The organism is Collinsella sp. AF25-2LB (assembly GCF_003458415.1).
Classification (GTDB): domain Bacteria; phylum Actinomycetota; class Coriobacteriia; order Coriobacteriales; family Coriobacteriaceae; genus Collinsella.
Genome location: NZ_QRUF01000002.1, coordinates 103,498 through 123,152, shown reverse-complemented (window position 1 = coordinate 123,152; position 19,655 = coordinate 103,498). Strand labels below are relative to the sequence as shown.

Below are 19,655 nucleotides of genomic sequence, written 5' to 3'. Positions count from 1 at the left end.
AAAGGAGACGCTATGCCGAATGTCCCCACGATCACCCCGGGCCCAGATGATACCGAGCGCACGCCCGAAGGTGCCACCGAAACGATTCCTCTGATTACAAACGTACATGCCGATAAGCAGAGCGGACGCGCGAACGATGCGACCGAGATTTCCGATGAAGAGGCATATGCCAAGCTCAAGGCAAAACGTGCCGAACATCGACGCAAAAAGCTCATCCGACGCGGCATTGCGGCCGGCGTCGTGGCCGCCATTGTGCTCATCGCCGTTGTCGTGACCTTAGCCATCAACGCACGGCCCGCAGGCAACAACGGGCCGGTGACCGACATGGTGACCGAGGGCACGTTTACCACAACGGTCGAGGCGAAAGGCCAGCTCAAACCCATTTCGTCCTCAGTGGTCTCCCCTTCTGTCGACGGTACGGTCGATTCGATCAACGTGCAGGCAGGCCAATCCGTCAACGAGGGCGACGTGCTTATGACCATTAAAAACGACGAGCTCGATCGCAACGTTGCCGAGGCGCAGCGTGCAGTTGCAGCCGCCCAGGAAGACCTCGCCAACGCGCAGAAAGCCGCAACCGCCGCGCAGACCACCCCAACGACGGACGTCGATGGAGCTTCCGCAGCGGCTGGCGTCTCCGCCGCATCAGCGGACACGAACGCCGTATCGGCCGCGCAGCGCAGCCTGGCATCGGCCCAGGCAAACCTCGACCAGGCGAACGCCAAGGCCGCCAGTCGCACGGTCACGGCCCCGAGCTCGGGTAGTATCGTGGAGCTCAACGCCAAGGTGGGCGCCACGGTAACAGGCGGCATGATCATGGGCGAAAGCGATACGAGCGGCGGCAAACAGTGCATGCAGATCGCCGACCTATCCAAGATGAAGGTGACCGTGCAGGTGGGCGAAAAGGACATCGCCAAGATCGCCGTTGGGCAGAGCGCCAACGTCACGTATCCCGCGTTTCCCGATATCGTGAGCCAGGGCACCGTCACGGCTATCGCCTCGGTGGCAAACTCTGACGCCGCCAACGGTGACGGCAGCAGCGTAACCTTTAACGTCGACATTCTCATAGAGGCGCCCGACGCGCGCCTGAAGCCGGGCATGACGGCCGAGGTATCAGTGGTGACCGAGCAGCTCGACGACGTGGTGATGGTGCCGACGATGGCGCTCATGACCGAAGACGGCGAACACTATTACGTCAACGTGGCGACTGATGACGAGGGCAAGCAAACCCGTCGCGTGAAGGTGACAGTCGTGACGCAAAACGACAACGAAGCCGTAGTCGGCAAGACACAGGTCAAGCGCGACGACCAGGGCAACGAGATCAACCCCAACGTGCCGGTTACCAAGTTGCGCGATGGCGACACCCTCGTCATGGACACCGGAGCGGACGCAACGGCTGACGGCGGCTACGGCGCGGATTCGGGCAGTATGTCTGCCGACGAGGGCATGTAATGCGTCCCGTTATCGACATCCGCAACGTGCACCGCATCTTTGAGAGCGAGGCAGGTTGCGCCCACATCCTGCATAACGTGAGCCTGGCGGTAAATCCCGGCGAGTTCGTCGCCATTACCGGCCCTTCGGGCTCGGGAAAATCAACGCTCATGAACATCCTAGGCTGCCTGGATAAGCCGACGGCGGGCGACTACTACCTGCAAGGGCTCAACGTGGCCGAGCTCGATGATGACGAGCTCACCGAAGTTCGCGCCCTGAGCATTGGCTTTGTCTTTCAGAGCTTCAACCTGCTGCCGCGCCTGTCGGTTATCGAAAATGTGATGCTGCCGCTGGCCTACACCAATGTGTCCCGTAGCCAGCGCGAAATGCGCGCCGTGCACGCGCTGCAGGCCGTCACGCTGCCCGTCGACCACTGGGACCACCGCATATCCGAGCTCTCGGGCGGCCAGATGCAGCGTGTCGCCATCGCGCGCGCCCTCGTCAATGACCCGCCCATCATCCTGGCCGATGAGCCAACGGGAAACCTAGACTCCGCCACCGGAGCGCTTGTGATGGAGACCTTCCATAAGCTCCAGAAGCGCGGCAAAACCATCGTGCTTATCACACACGACCCCGGCATCGCCGCCGAGGCCGACCGTGCCGTGACCATCCGCGACGGTCGCATTCACGACGGCGCGTATATTCCACATGCACCGCGGACCCTACGCAGCGCCGTAGATAGCCTGCCCATGATTTCCGCCCCCGCCAACCCGCCGAAAGGAGTGGTGGCATGAGCGCCCGCGATCTCATCCAGGAAGCCCTTCACTCGCTCGAAGCCAACAAGGGGCGCAGCCTGCTCACCATCCTGGGCATTGTCATCGGCATCGCCTCGGTAATCGCCATGACTTCGCTCATCGGCGGCATCCAAAACAGCCTGGTCAACAGTCTGGGTCTCAATGCGGCACGCATGGTGCAAATCTATTCGTCGCAAGAACTCACCGAGTCGGACATCGAGAAGCTTCAAAAACTGGTGCCGCAGATAGAGCAGATCGGCATTGTCGACAGCGCGTATACCGAGTACAAGACCGGCGATAAAAGCTATACCGTCATGGCACAAGGTGTCGATAGCGACATGCTAGACGCCGTGGGGGCCAGCAAGCTCGTTGCGGGGCGCACCTATTCCCAGGCCGAGTCCCAGTCAGGCTCGCGCGTGGCGCTCATCAGCCGCAACGGCGCCGATCAGCTTTACGGCAACGAACAGGATGCGCTGGGGAAAACCATCAAGGTGTCCAACGGCGAGGTGCAGATTGTAGGCGTGATAGATGGTGGCAGCGACTCCATGGGCTCGCTCACGCTGTATATGCCACGCGAAACCATCTCCGGCCTGTTTGGTGACGAGAATCCTTCATTCCCCAGCGTGACGGCACTTGCCGCCGAGGGCACGGACATGGATGAGCTCTGCAAGACCATCGAGTCCAAGGTGCACGCGATAAAGGGCATCGCGGAGGAGGATGAGTACGACAGTGTATCGGCGACATCCATGAAAAGCGCCATCGATGCACTCAACTCCTTTATGGGCGCGTTCTCGCTCATCATGGGTGCTGTCGCCAGCATCTCGCTGCTTGTCGGCGGTATCGGCATTATGAATATGATGCTCACCAACGTGACTGAGCGCATCCGCGAGATCGGCATCCGCCGCGCTCTGGGCGCCAGTCGTCGCGATATTACCGCCCAGTTTTTGGCCGAGTCCTCGGCGCTGTGCGTCACCGGCGGACTGTTGGGTGTCCTGATTGGCTATCTGCTGGCCTGGGCTCTTGCGATGTTTGCCTCCGGATCCGGGATTCTTGGCGAGCTCGGTGCCAGCGGGCAAATCACACCGAGTTTTTCAATCGCCACGGTGCTGCTGGCCTTCGCCGTCTCCGTCGGCATCGGCGTAATCTTTGGCTTCTACCCCGCTCGACGCGCGGCAAAGCTCAACCCGGTGGAGTGCCTACGCTACCAGTAAGTCACCACCAACAAGTTGCGGTGAATTAGGGACTGAATATGCTATCTAGCAGCAAAAACAGACACTATTTCACCGCAACTTATTGAAGGGCTGCTTGCGCCGGTTCCGGGCGTCGTCCTCGAGCTTTTGGCGGATGACGGGCTTGTACGGGTCGAGCTTGCTCGGGGCGCTCCTCCTCGCGGGCGAGAGGGCGCGCAGGCGTGGCGAGCGCCTAGCGCGCGAGCTCCCGTAAGAGCGCGTCTTCCACTTCCCGAAGCGAAAGGGCTCCGCCTCCCTCGGCGGGACGGGCGACCACGATACAGTGCGCTCCCACGCCGCGCGCGGAGGCGATCTTCTCGGCCGTGCCGCCTACGGTTCCCGAGTCCTTGGTCACAAGCCACTGGGCGCCCACCTGCCGAAGCATCGCCTCGTTGAGCTCGCGGGTGAAGGGCCCCTGCATGCCGATGACGTGCGACGGCGAGAACCCCGCGTCGATGCACTTCGTTATAGCACCGGGCAGCGGGAGCACACGCACGAAGAAGCGCTCCGCGAAATCGGCAACGCGTGTGTAGGGAGCAAGCTCCTTGCTCCCCGTCGTGAGAAGCGCGCGACCCGGGTTCTCGGAGAGAAAGCGCGCCGCACAGGCGATCGACGCGACCGACACGACGCCTTTGGGCAGCGCCTCGACCGGGCGCGCAAGGCGCAGGCATCGTGCACCCACAGCGAGCGAAGCGGCCCGGATGTTGCCGCTTGCGAGCGTAGCGAAGGGGTGCGTGGCGTCGACGACGATGCGCGCGCCGGAAAGCTCGCGCTCCATGTCGGCCTCGTCGAGCCTGCCCGCATGCACCTCGATGCCCGGAAGCTCGCCCAAAAGCTCGCCTCCGTACTCGGTTGCCGCGTAGGCACGGGCGGGGATGCCCGCCCCGCTCGCCCATTCGCACAGAAGGCGGCCCTCGGTGGTGCCGGCGAAGATGCGCAGCGCCGGCGCGGATGCGGGCGCCGTCACTTCGGGCCGCCTGGGCGCGTGATCTGGTAGAGCAGCGCGTTCATAATGGCGGCCGCCACGGTCGAGCCGCCCTTGCGACCCCTCGCGACGATGGCCGGCACGCGTCGCGCGAGTAGCTCCTCTTTCGCCTCGACCACGTTCACAAACCCGACCGGCACCCCAACGACGAGCGCGGGCGCGATCTTCCCCGCGTCCATGAGCTCGGCGAGGCGCAGAAGTGCTGTGGGAGCGTTGCCGACGGCCACGATGAACGGACCCTCGATGCCGCAAGCTTTGTCCATGCTCGCAACGGCGCGAGTCGTGCCCGCGGCGCGCGCAGCCGAGGCGACATCAGGGTCGGCCATGTAGCACACGGCCTTGCAGCCGAGCTTCGCGAGCGCGGGCTTGCTTATGCCTGCGAGCGCCATGTTCGTGTCGGTGAGCACCGTGGCCCCTGCGCGTAGTGCGTCGAGCGCACAGTGCGCGGCGTCATGGGTGAACACGAGTGAATCGGCGTACGAGAAGTCGGCAGTGGTGTGGATGACGCGCTTCACGACAGGCTCTTCGAGCGGCGGGAACGTCCGGCCGCCGAGCTCTTCGGTGATGATCTCGAAGCTGCGCCGCTCGATGTCGCCGGGCGCCATCTCCTTGGAATCCATCTAGTACTCCACTCCTTCCCTTGCACATATCCCCTGAGCGTAGGGGTGTTTCTCGCACCGCATCTCGGTTATGTAGTCGGCCTTGTCCACGATCTTGCGGGAAGGTGCGCGCCCGGTGAGCGCCACTTCGATGCCGCGCGCGGACATATCGAGCGCGCGGTCCACGAGTGCCTCGTCGACAAGCCCCTTCGAAAGTGCGTCGAGCGCCTCGTCGAGCACGAGCAGCCCCTCCTGCGCGCCCTCGAGCTCGGCGAGCGCGGAAGCGAGGTTCCCATCGTGCAGCTCGCGCGTCGCGACAAGTTCTTCCGACGTCATGGACCAGGTAAACTTGTCCGACGCCTTCCCCGCGAACACGGGCACGCCGAAATGCTCGGCGAGCAGGCGCACCTCCCCGCTTTCGCCGTCTTTCAGGAACTGCACGACGACGACGCGGCGGCCCGCGGCGAGCATGCGAAGGGCGAGGCCCATCGCCGCCGTGGTCTTGCCTTTGCCGTCGCCATGATACACGTGGATCATACGCCCTCCTCGATAATGCGGTAGACATACTCCATGTCGAGCGCCCCGCGCACGGAGTCGGCCAGGCGGTCGAACTCGCGCGCACGGTGATCGGCCGCGGACACCGCGCCCTCAGCACCCACGACGCTCTCGGGCAGGCCGCGCATGCGCGCGAGCGAGCGCGCGAGGGCGAGTGCCACCCCCGGTTCGTCGAACAGGCCGTGGAGATAGGTTCCGAACACGTTTCCGCAGGCCGCGCCTTCTGGTTTGCCGCCAATCGTGCCCGCAGGGGCGCAGGAGACGGTCGTTTCGCCGTCGTGAATCTCGTACCCGCGCGCCGTCATGCCGTTCCACACCGAGAACGCGCCTTGGGCACCCGTGATGCGCAGCTCCGACTGGGCGAGGTGCTTTTCTTCCTTGAACACCGTACTTGCAGGGATGAGCCCGAGCCCGCGCGCGGTGCCAACGCCTTCCCTGCCGTGCGGGTCGGAAAGCTCGTCTCCCAAAAGCTGGTAGCCTCCGCATATGCCGAGCACCGGCGTGCCCGCGCCCGAAAGCGCGCGTACACAGGCTCCGATGCCGCTAGCCGCAAGCCAGCGCGCGTCGTCAAGCGTGGTCTTCGAGCCGGGGAGCACCACAAGGTCGGGCCGGCCCAGATCGGTCGTCGAGGAAACGTAGCGCACGCCCACGCCGGGCACGCGCGAAAGCGGGTCGAAGTCGGTGAAGTTCGACAGGTGCGGAAGGCGCACGACGGCGACGTCGATGACGCCGCGCGCCTCGCGGGCAGATAGGCGCGGCGCAAGCGAGTCCTCGTCGTCCAGGTCGAGCTTAAGATACGGCACGACCCCCACGACGGGAACCCCGCACATCTTCTCGAGCGGGGCCAAACCCGGGCGCAGGATTTCCACATCGCCGCGGAACTTGTTCACCACAAGCCCCCGCAAAAGCGCGCGGTCCTCGGGCGCAAGGAGCGCGACCGTACCGTAGAGCTGGGCAAACACCCCGCCTGGGTCGATGTCGCCCGCGAGCAGCACGGGGGAGGACACGGCGCGCGCGAGCCCCATGTTGACGATGTCGTTTTCGGCAAGGTTGATTTCGACGGGGCTGCCGGCGCCCTCGATGACGATGACGTCGTTTTCCTCCGCGAGCGAATCGAACGCCTCCAAAATCTGCGGCATGAGCGCCTTCTTTCGCGCGAAGTAGTCCCTCGCAGCAAAGGCTCCCTGCGCCTTGCCGGCCACGATGAGCTGGCTTCGGTGGTCGCTTTCGGGCTTGAGCAGGATGGGGTTCATGCGCACGTCGGGCGCGATGCCGCACGCCTCGGCCTGCATGATCTGGGCGCGCCCCATCTCGAGCCCGTCGGCCGTGACACCGCTGTTGAGCGCCATGTTCTGGCTCTTGAAGGGAGCCACGCGCAGGCCGTCCTGCGAAAGCGCACGGCACAGCCCCGCCGCAAGCAGGCTCTTCCCCGCGTTCGACATGGTGCCCTGGATCATGATGGGCTTCGCCCTACCCACGGGTATCGACCTCCTTCTCCGAGCCTCGGCCATCCGCGCCCGCCATAGCGCCGCTGCAAGAAGCGCCGCCCCGTTCGTCGGGTTCGCCTTCGCCCGATGCGCCTTCCGCCCGAAGCGCGCGACTGAACGCCATCACAAGCCGGGCGTTCTCCTTGCGCGTGCGCACCGCGACGCGGCACCAGGAACGGGACAGTACCGAAAACGAGTCGCACGTGCGGACCAAAACCCCCTGTTTATACAGGCGCTCGGGGAAGTCTTTCGCCGGCGTGCGGACTAAAAGGAAGTTCGCATCCGACGGCACGACGGAAAGCCCGAGCGAGGAGAGCTCGTGGGAAAGCCACGCTCGCTCGCCCGCCAATACATCGCGCGTGCGCGAGACGTATTCGACGTCTTCCAGGGCGGCGATGCCCGCGGCCTCGGCGACCGAGGAGACGGGCCACGCCTGCCCCGCCCGGCGAATCCCCTCGATGAGTTGGGCGTTTCCACTGATCAGATATCCCAACCGCACCCCCGCCATTCCGTAGAGCTTGGTGAACGCGGAGAGCACGGCCACATGGCGCGAACACGCGGCGCGTGCGGCCACGCTCCTTTCGCGGGCGTCGGGCGCGAATCCGAGGAAGCACTCATCCACGACGAGCAGCGCGCCCGTCTGCTCGCAGCGGCAAGCCGCGGCATCGATCACGCGGGGGTCGACGAGGCGCCCCGTCGGGTTGTTCGGATTGCAGAGGTACGCCACGTCTCCCGGCCCCTCGATCGCGTGGGCGAAGGAGGCGGGCACGTCGAAGTCGTCCGCATCGGAGAGCGGGAACTCCTGCACGCATGCGCCGTAGTACGATGCCGCCTCCGCATATTCAGAGAACGTCGGCGCGCACACGACGAGGCGTTTCGGGCGCACCGCCGCGGCGAGCCGCCAGATGATATCGGACGCGCCCGCGCCGCAGACGATAGTATCTTCGGGAATGCCCTGGGCGCGCGCTAGGGCGCGAACAAGGGCGAGGCTTTCCCTATCGGGGTAGGCGTCGATTCGAGAAAGCGCCTTGCAGGCTGCGGCGACAGCGCGCGGCGAGGGGCCTGCCGGATTCACGTTCACCGAGAAATCGATGAAGTCGGAGGCGCCCCCTTCGCAAGCGATGCCAAGCGATTGCGCACTGCCCCCATGCGTACGGGCGCGCAGGATTCCCCCGGCAGCCCGGGACGCAGCGTGGTCTTCCCTCATGACATCGCCCCCACGGCGAGCACGACCGCCGCGCGCGCGGCGCCGAAGACGACGAGCGCGCATACGGACGCGGCGAGCATGAGCCTTGTCGCCCGGGCGATGTCGCCCCACTCGATTTCGCGGGATGCGTCGCCTATCGTCGGTTTCTCAACGAGCTTGCCGAAATACACCGCGGGTCCTGCCAGGCGCAGCCCGAGCGCGCCCGCACACGCTGACTCGGTCTGCGCCGAGTTGGGGCTCGCATGGCGACGCCTGTCGCGGCGCCAGATGCGCGCCGCCCCGCACGCGTCAAGCCCAACGATCGGGCACACGGCGATCATGAGCAGGGCCGATAAGCGCGAGGGAATCCAGTTCACCGCATCGTCGAGGCGCGCCGAGGCGCAGCCGAAGTCGATGTAGCGCTCGTTTTTGTAGCCCACCATGCTGTCGAGCGTGTTCACCGCCTTGTACGCCATGCCCAAGGGCGCACCCCCGATCATAAGGTAGAAAAGCGGCGCGATGACGCCGTCGCTCGCGTTCTCCGCCACCGTTTCCACGGCGGCGCGCGCGACGCCCTGCTCGTCGAGAACAGACGTGTCGCGTCCCACGATGAGCCCGACGGCTTCGCGCGCCGCGACAAGGCCGCCCTTCGAGAACGCGCGGGCCACGGCCAGGCTCTGGCGGCGCAGCTCGCATGTCGCGAGAATCTGATAGCTCGCCCATGCCTCGGCCACGAAGCGCAAGCCGGAGTGAACCATGCCGCAAAGATGTAGGATACCCCAGGTCAAAAGCCCACACGCAAGCGGAAGCGCCACGGCGAGCACAAGCCCTGCGGCACGCGTGCCCGCGGACGTTTGCGGGAATGCGCCCCGCAGGCGGCCTTCGGCCCATGTGATCGCGTGCCCCATGGCGACGACGGGATGGGGAAGCCAGCGCGGGTCGCCGAAGGCAAGGTCGGCCGCGAACCCGGCGGCGACGGCAAGAATCGTCATCACCGGGCATCGCCCCCCGAAGCGGGGCGAACGTCGCGAAGGCAGCGCCCATCCCAGGTGGCGGCCCATGCGCCGCCCGGCTCGGTATGCACGTCGAAGTATCCCATTTTCGGGACAGCTAGCTCGGAGAGCAGCGCTTTCACGGTACCCGCGTGAACGACGAAGACGGCGCGCCCACTCCCCTGGGCGCGCTCCGAATCGCACGCCTCCCGAAACGCCGCGACGACGCGGCGGGTGAAATCGCTCTTGCCCTCGCCATGCGGGCAGCGCGTCTCACACCAGGAGTCTACCCAGACGCGGTAACGCGCATCCTCTTTAAGCTCGGCGGCGCTTCGCCCCTCGAAGTCGCCGAAATCCATCTCGCGCAGACCGGGGCACGCCATAAGCTCCGCGTTCGGGAAGAGAATGCGTGCCGTCTGGTCGGTGCGGGCCATGCCGCTCGTGATAACACGGAACACGTCACGATCGCACGCGAGGTCGCGCAAAGCGCGCTCGCCCGCGCTCGACAGGGGCTCGTCGGTGCCCGCCCCGCTGTAGCGATGGTCTTCCGTGCCCGCCGTGGCACCATGGCGCACGAAGATGACTTCCAAAGGCGCGCCTGCGCCCTGCGTCCCTCGAGGCGCATCGGCAAGGTTTCCTTTGATGACCTGGGGAATCCCGCACGTCATGCGCACGACGACGTCGGCGCGCGCAGCGAGCGCGCATCCCAGGCGCCCCGCACGCTCGCGCCATTGGGCGTCTTCCGCACGCATGGGGACGACCCCCGAGCCCACCAAGGACAGAATCACTGCGTCGAAGCCGATCAGCCGCTCGAGCGCCCGGTCAGCGTCGAGCGCGCGTACGAGTTCCTCAGCACGGTACGCGACGCGGCCGGCAAAAGCCGCGGGCACGCCGCCCTCCGCAAGCTGCGCCGCGTCGACGAAATCGTCCGCCGCGAACCCGAGCTTTTCGCGCGCGAAGGTCCTCTTCCCCGAATGCGCGCCACCTACCACGAGCATCATAGGAGCATACCCCCCGCCACCAGCATGGCAAGCATCGCGAGCTCGGCCCATTGCAGAAACCATCCGGCCAAATCCCCCGTCACCCCGCCGAAGCGGGACAGGGCAACATGACGGTACCACGCGAGCGCCAAAAGCCCCGCCACCGCCATAAGGGCGCCGACGGCCCGAGCGCACGCGACCATCCCTGCAGCCGAAGCCGCAGCGAAAGCGCAAAGCGGCACGACGATCGCCGCGCGCTTCTTAGCAGGCGAGAGTCCCGCGGCCATGCCGTCCGCCCGCGCGGCAGGCCAGCATTCTACGGCGAGCCCCGAAAGCGCGCGGGAGAACACGAGCGAGCACAGAAGCGCGAGGAACGCCCCCGCCGTAAGCGGCAGCGCGGTGAACAGGGAAAACTGCAGAATAAGGTACATGACAACACCGATGACCCCGAAGGCGCCTGCCCGCGGGTCGTGCATGATCTCGAGCTTTCGCTCGCGCGGGGTCCAACTTGCAAGCGCATCGGAGGTGTCGCAGAGCCCGTCTAGGTGAATGCCTCCCGTCACCGCCACAGGCAGCGCCACGAGCACAGCCGCGACGATGGTCGCGGGCACGCCGAGCAGGTTCGCCACGTGCCCCCACGCCGTCATGAGGAAGCCTTCCGCAAGGCCCACCAGGGGAAACGCGGCAAGCGCATGGGTTGATCCGAAATCGGTCCAGGCCGATTTCGGGACGGGGATGCGCGAGAACGTTCCGAACGCCGCGCCGATTGCCTCTGCTATCTTCACCTTGTAGGTCCTTCGCCTTTCATCCACACGGGAATCCCGCATACCACTTCGACTGCGCGGTCGGCCAGCGCCGCCACGCCCGCGTTCACGCGCGCGAGCGCGCGCCTCCATGCCTCGGTCCCCTCATCGTAGCGCATCCCATCGGCGAACACGTCGACGGTGACCACCACCGTATACGCAGCGGCCTGAGCGAGCCGTTCGATGCCTCCGAGCACCTCGCGCGCCGCAGCGTCGGGGTCACGTGGGGACAAGCCGCCTTCCGCGAAAAGCTCGTTTGCAACCAGGTTGCCCACGTCCTCCAAAAGAAGCGTGCAGCCGCGCGGAAGCCCGGACACTGCGGCGCCCACGTCACGCGTGCGCTCGAGGGTGGAAAACCCCTTGCCCTCGCGCAGCGCCCGATGGCGCGCGATGCGGCGGGCGCCCTCTTCCCCGAAGGGCTCCATCGTTGCCAGGTACACGCGAGGGCCATCGTGCCCGAGGCACAGGGACTCGGCGTAGGCGCTCTTGCCGCTCGCGGCGGCGCCGATGACGAGCGTCACCGTCATTTCCCGGCCTCGAAATGCTCGTAAGCAGCCATGCCAGTCGCCGTGAACGTCTTCCCATCCCGGTACACGCGCAGCGCCGAATCCAGAAGGGGCAGATACGCCATGGCGCCCGCGCCCTCGCCCAAGTGCATGCCTGCGTCGAGGGGTGCCTTAATGCCGATCTCGCGAAGGAGCTCCTGGCTTGCGGGTTCGCTTGATGCGTGGGTGCCCACGAGGTAGCCCAAGGCGTTAGGGCAAAGGCGCGCCGCGCACAGGGCCGCCGTGCAGGATATGACCCCGTCGAGGAGCGCCGGCGCCTTCGAGGCCGCGGCCCCCAGGTAGAAGCCGCACATCGCCGCGATGTCGAAGCCGCCCACCTTCGAGAGCACGTCGATCGGGTCGGCGGGATCGGGAGAGTTCGCGTCGATAGCGCGCTCGACCACGTCGCGCTTGCGCGCGAACGAGGCGTCCGAGAGCCCCGCGCCGCGCCCGACGAGGCTCCGTGCGTCCGCCCGGAGGAGCACTGCGGCCACCGCCGCCGAGGTGGTCGTGTTGCCGATGCCCATCTCGCCCGCGGCGAGAAGGCGCACGCCGGCGCGGGCAAGCCCGCACGCGACGGCGATTCCGACTTCGATCGCGCGCACGGCCCCATCGCGAGACATAGCGGAACCGTGCGCGATATTACCGCTCCCCCGCCGCACGTTCGCGAGCACCATGCGCGCGTCTTCTATGCCCCGGGCCATACCCACGTCGACGGGCACGACCTCGGCACCCGCGAACGCCGCCATGCGGCAGGCACTCGTGGCCCCCTCGCACATGTTGCGCGCGACGGCTCGCGTCACGTCTTGTCCGCTTTGCGACACGCCTTCGGCAACGACCCCATTGTCGGAGAAGAATACCGCGAGCGCACGGGGAAACTCGGCCACCTCGGCGCTCCCCTGAGCTGCGGCGATACACGCGACGGCGTCTTCAAAGTCGCCCAATCCCCCCAAGGGGTGCGCGATGGAGTCCCACGCGGCGTACGCGGCGGCGCGGGCGCACTCGTCTGCGGGCGCGATCCGGGAGAGCGCGGCTTCGAGCACGGCGCCCGGCGCCGACGAGAACGCGCGCTCGACTTCCTCGCGGATGCAGGCAAGCGCGGTTTCGGTTGCTTCAGCCATGCCGTCTCCTCTCTGCGAACGACGCTGCGGCAGATGCAAACGCGCGCACAACGTCGGGGTTCGCAGGATAGTACACATGCGGGAAGCCCGCAACCAGGGACGGGGTGGTCGTCATGCACGGCCAGCCCTTGTCGCGCCGGGGCTTCTGCGCCCAGAAGTCGCCGCCCGGGCAGGTGGACTGCCAGTAGTGGAACTCGTGCGCGCGGATGCGTGTGCCGCGCGGCCCGTAGAGCCCGTCGCGTTGAGAAGTGAGCTCCACGTACCCGAAATGGGACAGCCTTCCCCCGTTCTCGCTTGCGCCCTCAAGGGCGCCCGCAACAGGCCAGCGCCGCCCCTCGCTATCGGCGATTTCGCGCTGCAGATACAGAAACCCACCGCATTCGGCGACCGTCGGCATGCCGGATTCCACCGCGCGCCGCACCGCCTCGCGCATCGGCGCGTTCTCGGAGAGCTGCCGCGCATGGAGCTCCGGGTAGCCGCCCCCCAGATAGAGGGCGCTTGTCCCCCGGGGCAACTCGCTATCACACAGAGGGCTGAAAAAGGCCAGCTCGCAACCCAGGTCCTCGAGCGCGCGCAGGTTCTCCTCGTAGTAGAACGAGAACGCCTCGTCACGCGCGACGGCGACGATGGGCCGCGCTCCCGCGATCGGCTCCAACCGGTATGGTTCCTCGCGGATATCGGGTGCCGTCGCCGCTATTTCGAGCAAGCGGTCGACGTCGACGCTCTTTTCCACCAGCTCGGCCATCTTGTCGATGCGCGCGGAGAGCTGCTTGACTTCGTCGGCGGTCACAAGCCCCAGATGCCGGCTTTCGAGCGAGAACGCCTCGTCGGCGGGGATATTACCCAAAACCGCGACGCCCGTGTGCTTCTCGATCGCAGGCTTCGCGTAGGCGCAGGCAGCGGCGCTCGTCTTGTTCAGCACGACGCCGCGCACGTTCGCACAAGGCAGGAACTCGGCGATGCCGCGGATTACGGCGGCGAGCGATAAAGACGCCCCGCGCCCGTTCACCACTAAAACGACCGGCGTTTCCGTGTCGCGCGCAACCTGGTAGCTGCTCGCGTAGGCCACGCCGGGCGCCATGCCGTCGTAGAAGCCCATGACCCCCTCGAGCACCGCGACATCCGCGCCCGCGGCGCCGCGTGCGAGCAGGGCGCGCAGCGTCGGGGCGTCGGTGAAGAAACCGTCTAAGTTGCCCGAGCGCGCACCCACGACGCGGCGATGAAAGAGCGGGTCAATGTAGTCGGGGCCGCATTTGAAGGCCGCGCATGCAAGGCCGCGGCGCGCGAGCGCGCGCAGGAGCGCACACGTTACGACCGTCTTGCCGCTCCCGCTCGAGGGCGCAGCGACCATGAAGCGCGGGATGGACGTGCTCACCGGGCACCGCCTTCCCCACCTGCACCACGCGCGCTGACGAGGAACACGGGGTTTTGCGCCTTCATAAGATGATGCGAGCCTACAGCCTCGGCACGGGCGGCCGACACCTGGCACGCCTCGAACCCCTTAAAGCGCGAACCCGAGAGGAGCGCGCACGCCTCAGTGAGTGTCTCAATGGTGACGCATGGCACACACAGGCGAACCTGCGAATTCTTCTCGAGCGCCGCCTCCACGATGGAGGGAAGCTCGCCCGCGCTCCCGCCGACGAACACGGCGTCGGGGACGGGCAGTTTCGCGAGCGCTTCGGGAGCGACGCCGGGGACCGCATACACGTTGCCGCACCCGAATGCATCCGCGTTCTCTCGGATGAGCCGCACGCCGGTCGCGTTGCGCTCGACCGCCCATACCGACCCCGCTCGCGCGACGAGCGCCGCCTCGATCGACACGCTCCCCGTGCCGGCGCCGACGTCCCACACGGTGTCGGTCGCGGTAAGGCGCAGCTTCGCGAGCGCGACGGCTCGCACCTCCTGCTTGGTCATGGGAACGTCACCGCGGATGAAGAGCTCGTCGGGAATGCCCGAGGAAGCGTACGGCCAGCGGGAGCTCGCGGCGCGGGATGCGCCCGCAGAGTCCACCACGGAAGAAGTCGCCGCGGGCGCAGACGCGCCGGCCGGCGCCTCGGAGGCTGCGCTAGAGCCCGCAGGCGACCCGGCGCCGCCTGCGAAATCGATAAGCATCACGTTCAAGTCGTCGAACGTCTGACCTGCGATTTCACTTGCGGTCGCACAGATGATGCGCTCGTCGGGGTACGACAGGCGCTCGGCCACCGTCACGCGCGCGTCCCCGAAGCCCGCCTGCACAAGCTCGCCGGAAAGCCGCGAGGGGTCTTCCCCGCCCGACGTGACGAGGAAGAGCTCACCTGCGCGCTCGCCCTCGGCCACGATGTCGCACGCCACGCCGTGAGCGCTCGCAAAGCGCCAATCCTGCCATGGACGCGCGAGGCGCGCGGCGAGATACGACGCTGAGCTTATGCCGGGAATGACGCGCACGTCCACCTGCGCGTTGCCGGAGAGCGCCTCCACCAGGCGGCGCGCGCCGCTGAACAGCCCCACATCGCCCGTCATCACGACCACGGCGCGCTGCCACGACGCCGCATCGGTGAGCGCGGCGACGATGTCCGCCGTCTTCACGAGCTCGCATCTCACCACGTCGGGCGGCACGTCGATGCCGGCAAGCGCGCGATGAGCGCCGATGACCACATCGGCGATGTCGATCGCGTCGAGCGCCGCGCGCGAGAGCAAGTCGGGGTTTCCGGGCCCCGCCCCGATGATCGTTACCTTTCGCATGGAATCTCCCGATACCCGCGCGGCGTGACCATACGGCCGCCTACGAGCTTCGTGTCCGCGTTGCCGACGAACACGGTGGTGAACATGTCGGCGTCGATCTCCCCCAGCTCGGAGAGCCTGCACATGCCCGACTGCTGCCCCTCGCGCCCGATGTTGCGTACCCAGCCGCAGAGCGTGTCGGGGGCCTTCCATTCGAGCATAATCTTCGCCGCGCGTGAGAGCCTGTCGGCGCGCTTTCTGCTGCGCGGGTTGTACAAACAGATGCAGAAGTCGGCGCTCGCCACGGCGGCGAGCCTGCGCTCGATGACCTCCCACGGCGTGAGCAGGTCGGAGAGCGACACGACCGCGAAGTCGTGGGCAAGCGGGGCGCCGAGCACCGCCGACCCGCTCTGAGCCGCGGTGGCCCCGGCGATAACTTCCACGTCTACATCGGGGTAGTCCTCCGCAAGCTCCAGCACGGGGCTCGCCATGCCGTACACGCCCGCGTCACCGCTGCACACGAGCGCCACGGCTTCTCCGCTCTGCGCGCGCGAAAGCGCCAGGCGGCACCGTTCGACCTCGTGCATCATCGGCGTCGCGAGATGCGCCGCGTCGGGCACGGCGGCGAGCGCGAGCTCCACGTATTTCGTGTACCCCACAACGATGTCGGCCGCCTCGAGCGCGCGCCGGGCCGCAATCGTCATGCCGTCGGGGCCGCCCGGGCCGATCCCCACCACGAAGAGCTTTCCCATCACCGCTCCTTAAACGAAAGTTCGATAGTTACCTTGGAAAACGCGACGGTCACGCCGCCATGAGCGAGCTTCGGGAAGATAAGTTTGCCCCCGTCCGCGAGCGCCGCGCGCTCGCACACGTTGTCAACCCCCACCGTCGCGCGCACGAAATCAGATGGCGAAACGCTGCCTTCGACTTGCGACAACTCATCTGCGGAATACGTCGCAAGCGGAATGTTGCGCGCGCGGCAGAAGGCGAGCAGACCCTCCTCGTGCGCCTTCACGTCAATCGTCGCCGCCTTGCGCACGGCCGAAGGCGAGATACCCGCCTGCCCGCACGCGAGAAGAAACGCCTCCTCGATCGCTTCGGCGCACGCACCGCGACGGCACCCAATGCCCGCAACGATGCAGGGCACGACAAGGCGAAGCGGCTCGGGCGCAGGCGCCTGCGCCCGCACGCCCGCCGGCTTCCCCGTCTCACCGGCGGGCACGACCTTGCCCGTTGTCTCCGCCACGCGAACGGACGCACCTTCATTCGCGCCAGCAAACGGCGACACGACGATATCGGCCCGAGCGCGGTCGGACGCAATGTCAACTCCCTCAGGCGGTTGTCCCGAAATCGGCATGTCGGAATAGAGCGCCACGCGCCCGCCAGAAAGCAGCCGCGCCGACACTCGCTTGATGGCCTCGGGATTCGAAACGGGGAGCCCCGCACAGCGCGCCCACGTATCCACCGCCCACACGCCGCGGACGTCGGTCGCCGTGGTGATGACGGGGATGGCCCCTGCCGCGCGTGCCACAGTTTGCGCAAGCTCGTTCGCACCGCCCAAATGCCCCGACAAAAGCGGGACGGCAAAGCGCCCCGCCTCGTCGATCGCCACAACCGCGGGATCGTTTACCTTCGAGGCGACATGCGGCGCGATCGCCCGCACGGCGATGCCCGCCGCGCCCACGAACAGAAGCGCGTCCGACGCTTCCCACGTGAGCGCCGTCCATGCGCGCAGGTCGGCCTTCCCCTCGCCGAACCCGCGCGAAACGGAAACGTCCCAGCCAGGGTCATCTTCACCTGTCTGCGCGCAATCGGAAAGCGCGCGTGCGGTGCGCTCCGCCAACGCATACCCCCTCTCAGTGAACGCTATGCAGGAAACCCTCATCTAGCGCACCACCATCGTCGAGAAGTAGCTGCCCCGATCGGGCACATCGTCGAGCGAGCGGTACACGCGCTCGCCCGGAAGCCCACAGTCCTCTACGAGCTCGGCACCGTCGAAGGTGCCCTCCTCGCGAAGGATACGCTTCGTGTCCGCAAGCGAGCGGCGCGCCTTCATAGCCACCTTCGTCCCTGGCCAGCCGATTGCGCGGCCCACCCCATACAGCACGCCTTTACTCATACGTCGCCCCCAATTCCCCGATAACTGCATCGGCGCCCGACGTGCGGAAAAGCTCACGGCGCTCCGCGTCGAACACGACCGCGGCGATGTCGCATGCGCCCGCCGCGCGGCGGCGCAACCTGTCCTCGATTGCCGCAGCGAGCGAGGCGCGCGCAGCGTCCCCCACGCCGGCGGCCTCGATTACCTCGAGCGCCGCCGTGGTCGTGACCGACGACATGATCTCGCGCACGGTCTTCGCGCCCGCGCCGGCCAAGGCCGCGTGGGCGGCCAGAATCTCCGCGCGGCAGTCGGCGGTACGCGAATGGGTGTCCATGATGCCGCCAGCGACCTTCACCAGCTTGCCGATGTGTCCCACAAGAAGAACATTGGTAAATCCCTCGCGAACGCAGCAATCAATCGCATCGCCCACAAAGTTGGAGATGAAGACCACCGGCGCTCCGTTTAGGTGAAAATGCCCCGAGATGAACTGCTCGCCGTAGTTGCCGGGCGTGAGTACGACTCCGCGCCGCCCCATAGCCGCATGCTGCCGGATCTCGAGCTCGATGCTGTCGCGCAAGGCAGCGAGGCTGCGCGGCTCGACGATGCCCGTCGTGCCCAGGATGGAGATGCCGCCCTCTATCCCCAGGTGCGGGTTGAAGGTCTTTTCGGCAAGGGCAACACCCTCGGGTACCGAAATCGTCACAGCAATATTTCCAGAAAAGCCGTGCGCGGCGCACACCTCGCGCACCGCCGAAGTGATCATCGCGCGCGGCGTCGCGTTGATGGCGGCCGCCCCCACCGGCTGCTCGAGCCCGGGCAACGTCACGCGCCCCACGCCCACGCCGCCATCGACGGAAACTTCCGATTCGCGCGTGGGCACGCCCTTGCTGCCCGCAGCGCCCGTGCCCGACCCCGCATGTTCCACGCGCGCGTACACGAGCACGCCGTCGGTCACATCGGCATCGTCGCCTGCGTCCTTTTGCACGGCGCACTGGGCGCACCCCTCGCCGATGCATGCATCGACCACGTCCGTCTCGACGGGCAGCCCGCCGGGGGTGACGATCGACACGTGGCCGACGGGCTTTCGTGATAAGAGCATCTCGCAGGCCGCCTTCGCCGCGAGCGTGGCGCAGCTCCCCGTGGTATAGCCGCAGCGCAGGCAGGTCGTCCCGGTATATATGTAGTGCTCGAAGGCCACGCTAGCTGCTCGCCTTCCGATACCCCGTGGCAAACGAAGGGTCGTAAAGCTTGCTGCGCTCGTACGGCTCCGCTTGCGCGCCGTCGTGCGCAAGCCCGCCGCGAGCTCCGAGCACGCGGCCCACCACCACGAGCGCCGTGCGGTCGATGCCCTCTCGCGCACCCGCATCGGCGAGCGTGCCCACTGTGCAGCGCACCACGCGCTCCTCAGGCCAGGTCGCCTTGTACACGAGCGCCGCCGGCTCGTCGGAGCTGCGGCCCGCGGCCAAAAGCTCGGCGGAAAGCTCGGCGAGCATACCCGAGCTCAAGAAGATGACCATAGTCGAGCCGCTTTCCGCCATGGTGCGCATGCCCTCGCCCGCGGGCATGGGGGTGCGCCCGGAAAGCCGCGTGATCACGACCGACTGGCTGATTCCCGGCAGCGTGTATTCCTGGCGAAGCGCCGCCGCGGCACCGCAAAAGCTCGACACGCCGGGCACCACCTCGTAGTCCACGCCGCTCGCGTCGAGCGCGTCCATCTGCTCCTGGATGGCGCCGTACAGGCACGGATCGCCCGTGTGCAGGCGCACCACTTCCTCGCCCCGTGCATCCGCCGCGCACATCACGTCGAGCACTTCCTCCAAGGTCATGTGCGCGCTGTCGTAGACGACGCAGGATTCCTTGCACTCGGCGAGCAGCTCGGGGTTCACAAGGCTCCCCGCCCAAACGACCACGTCGGCCGCGCGCAGAAGGCGCGCCCCGCGCAGCGTGATAAGGTCGGCGGCGCCCGAGCCTGCGCCAACGATATGAATCATCCGAGCCTTCCCTTCCCGTTTCTCATCGCAACCGTTTACGCCGCCATTCGCGCAGCGGACAAAACACGGCGCCTGCGGCGGCAATCGGCGCAAATACGCAGGCAGGAGGCGCAATGCCGCCCGCCCTGGCTTTGACACGTTCACAAGTGCCCACTATCATAG

Annotated in this window: 20 protein-coding genes; 3 read left to right on the top strand and 17 right to left on the bottom strand. The window is 66.9% G+C overall.

Going from position 1 to position 19,655, the window contains the following annotated elements:
- Nucleotides 1-12 precede the first annotated feature (12 nt).
- The 3 genes from DWY51_RS01730 to DWY51_RS01720 are packed head-to-tail and all read left to right on the top strand — an operon-like array spanning nt 13 to nt 3,433.
- Entirely contained in the window at nt 13-1,449 is a 1,437-nt protein-coding gene (locus DWY51_RS01730; protein ID WP_158556886.1) for an efflux RND transporter periplasmic adaptor subunit, read from the top strand.
- A complete protein-coding gene (locus DWY51_RS01725; RefSeq protein WP_117769643.1) occupies nt 1,449-2,222 on the top strand; it encodes an ABC transporter ATP-binding protein in 774 nt (257 codons plus the stop codon). Before DWY51_RS01730 ends, DWY51_RS01725 begins: the two co-directional genes overlap by 1 nt.
- Entirely contained in the window at nt 2,219-3,433 is a 1,215-nt protein-coding gene (locus DWY51_RS01720) for an ABC transporter permease (RefSeq protein WP_117769642.1), read from the top strand. Before DWY51_RS01725 ends, DWY51_RS01720 begins: the two co-directional genes overlap by 4 nt.
- Before the next feature lie 211 nt (nt 3,434-3,644).
- Here DWY51_RS01720 and cobK read toward each other — a convergent pair whose 3' ends face one another.
- From cobK to cobM, 17 genes are read right to left on the bottom strand one after another with little or no spacing between them, the layout of a single operon-like run.
- A complete protein-coding gene (cobK, locus tag DWY51_RS01715; protein ID WP_117769641.1) occupies nt 3,645-4,418 on the bottom strand; it encodes a precorrin-6A reductase in 774 nt (257 codons plus the stop codon).
- Nucleotides 4,415-5,056, bottom strand: coding sequence for a precorrin-8X methylmutase (locus tag DWY51_RS01710; protein ID WP_117769640.1), 642 nt, complete (start codon nt 5,054-5,056; stop codon nt 4,415-4,417). The genes cobK and DWY51_RS01710 overlap by 4 nt, the downstream gene beginning before the upstream one ends.
- A complete protein-coding gene (locus DWY51_RS01705) occupies nt 5,057-5,572 on the bottom strand; it encodes a cob(I)yrinic acid a,c-diamide adenosyltransferase (RefSeq protein ID WP_117769639.1) in 516 nt (171 codons plus the stop codon).
- Nucleotides 5,569-7,068 (bottom strand): cobyric acid synthase, encoded by a 1,500-nt coding sequence (locus tag DWY51_RS01700; RefSeq protein ID WP_233504587.1) that lies wholly within the window; start codon nt 7,066-7,068, stop codon nt 5,569-5,571. Before DWY51_RS01700 ends, DWY51_RS01705 begins: the two co-directional genes overlap by 4 nt.
- The gene (locus tag DWY51_RS01695; protein ID WP_158556885.1) at nt 7,061-8,284 is read right to left on the bottom strand and encodes a histidinol-phosphate transaminase; all 1,224 of its coding nucleotides are present in this window, start codon (nt 8,282-8,284) and stop codon (nt 7,061-7,063) included. The genes DWY51_RS01700 and DWY51_RS01695 overlap by 8 nt, the downstream gene beginning before the upstream one ends.
- Nucleotides 8,281-9,255 (bottom strand): adenosylcobinamide-phosphate synthase CbiB, encoded by a 975-nt coding sequence (gene cbiB, locus DWY51_RS01690; RefSeq protein ID WP_117769636.1) that lies wholly within the window; start codon nt 9,253-9,255, stop codon nt 8,281-8,283. Before cbiB ends, DWY51_RS01695 begins: the two co-directional genes overlap by 4 nt.
- A complete protein-coding gene (locus DWY51_RS01685) occupies nt 9,255-10,256 on the bottom strand; it encodes a histidine phosphatase family protein (protein WP_117769635.1) in 1,002 nt (333 codons plus the stop codon). The genes cbiB and DWY51_RS01685 overlap by 1 nt, the downstream gene beginning before the upstream one ends.
- Nucleotides 10,253-11,020, bottom strand: a complete 768-nt coding sequence (locus tag DWY51_RS01680; RefSeq protein WP_035138233.1) for an adenosylcobinamide-GDP ribazoletransferase — start codon at nt 11,018-11,020, stop codon at nt 10,253-10,255. The genes DWY51_RS01685 and DWY51_RS01680 overlap by 4 nt, the downstream gene beginning before the upstream one ends.
- The gene (locus tag DWY51_RS01675) at nt 11,017-11,565 is read right to left on the bottom strand and encodes a bifunctional adenosylcobinamide kinase/adenosylcobinamide-phosphate guanylyltransferase (RefSeq protein ID WP_035138231.1); all 549 of its coding nucleotides are present in this window, start codon (nt 11,563-11,565) and stop codon (nt 11,017-11,019) included. Before DWY51_RS01675 ends, DWY51_RS01680 begins: the two co-directional genes overlap by 4 nt.
- Nucleotides 11,562-12,704, bottom strand: coding sequence for a nicotinate-nucleotide--dimethylbenzimidazole phosphoribosyltransferase (locus DWY51_RS01670; protein WP_084591835.1), 1,143 nt, complete (start codon nt 12,702-12,704; stop codon nt 11,562-11,564). The genes DWY51_RS01675 and DWY51_RS01670 overlap by 4 nt, the downstream gene beginning before the upstream one ends.
- On the bottom strand, nt 12,697-14,079 hold the full coding sequence (locus tag DWY51_RS01665; protein ID WP_233504586.1) for a cobyrinate a,c-diamide synthase: 1,383 nt from the start codon (nt 14,077-14,079) through the stop codon (nt 12,697-12,699). Before DWY51_RS01665 ends, DWY51_RS01670 begins: the two co-directional genes overlap by 8 nt.
- Nucleotides 14,076-15,425 carry a precorrin-6y C5,15-methyltransferase (decarboxylating) subunit CbiE gene (cbiE, locus tag DWY51_RS01660; RefSeq protein WP_117769634.1) on the bottom strand — a complete coding sequence of 450 codons (1,350 nt, stop codon included), beginning with the start codon at nt 15,423-15,425 and terminating at the stop codon, nt 14,076-14,078. Before cbiE ends, DWY51_RS01665 begins: the two co-directional genes overlap by 4 nt.
- Entirely contained in the window at nt 15,413-16,156 is a 744-nt protein-coding gene (gene cobJ / locus DWY51_RS01655; protein WP_117769633.1) for a precorrin-3B C(17)-methyltransferase, read from the bottom strand. Before cobJ ends, cbiE begins: the two co-directional genes overlap by 13 nt.
- Nucleotides 16,156-17,289, bottom strand: a complete 1,134-nt coding sequence (locus tag DWY51_RS01650; RefSeq protein WP_117769632.1) for a cobalt-precorrin 5A hydrolase — start codon at nt 17,287-17,289, stop codon at nt 16,156-16,158. The genes cobJ and DWY51_RS01650 overlap by 1 nt, the downstream gene beginning before the upstream one ends.
- Nucleotides 17,290-17,523, bottom strand: coding sequence for a hypothetical protein (locus DWY51_RS01645; RefSeq protein WP_199576891.1), 234 nt, complete (start codon nt 17,521-17,523; stop codon nt 17,290-17,292).
- A complete protein-coding gene (gene cbiD, locus DWY51_RS01640; protein WP_233504585.1) occupies nt 17,516-18,700 on the bottom strand; it encodes a cobalt-precorrin-5B (C(1))-methyltransferase CbiD in 1,185 nt (394 codons plus the stop codon). The genes DWY51_RS01645 and cbiD overlap by 8 nt, the downstream gene beginning before the upstream one ends.
- A 1-nt stretch (nt 18,701) precedes the next feature.
- Complete coding sequence (gene cobM, locus DWY51_RS01635) at nt 18,702-19,493, bottom strand: precorrin-4 C(11)-methyltransferase (protein WP_117769631.1); 792 nt, start codon at nt 19,491-19,493, stop codon at nt 18,702-18,704.
- Between the last annotated feature and the right edge of the window lie 162 nt (nt 19,494-19,655).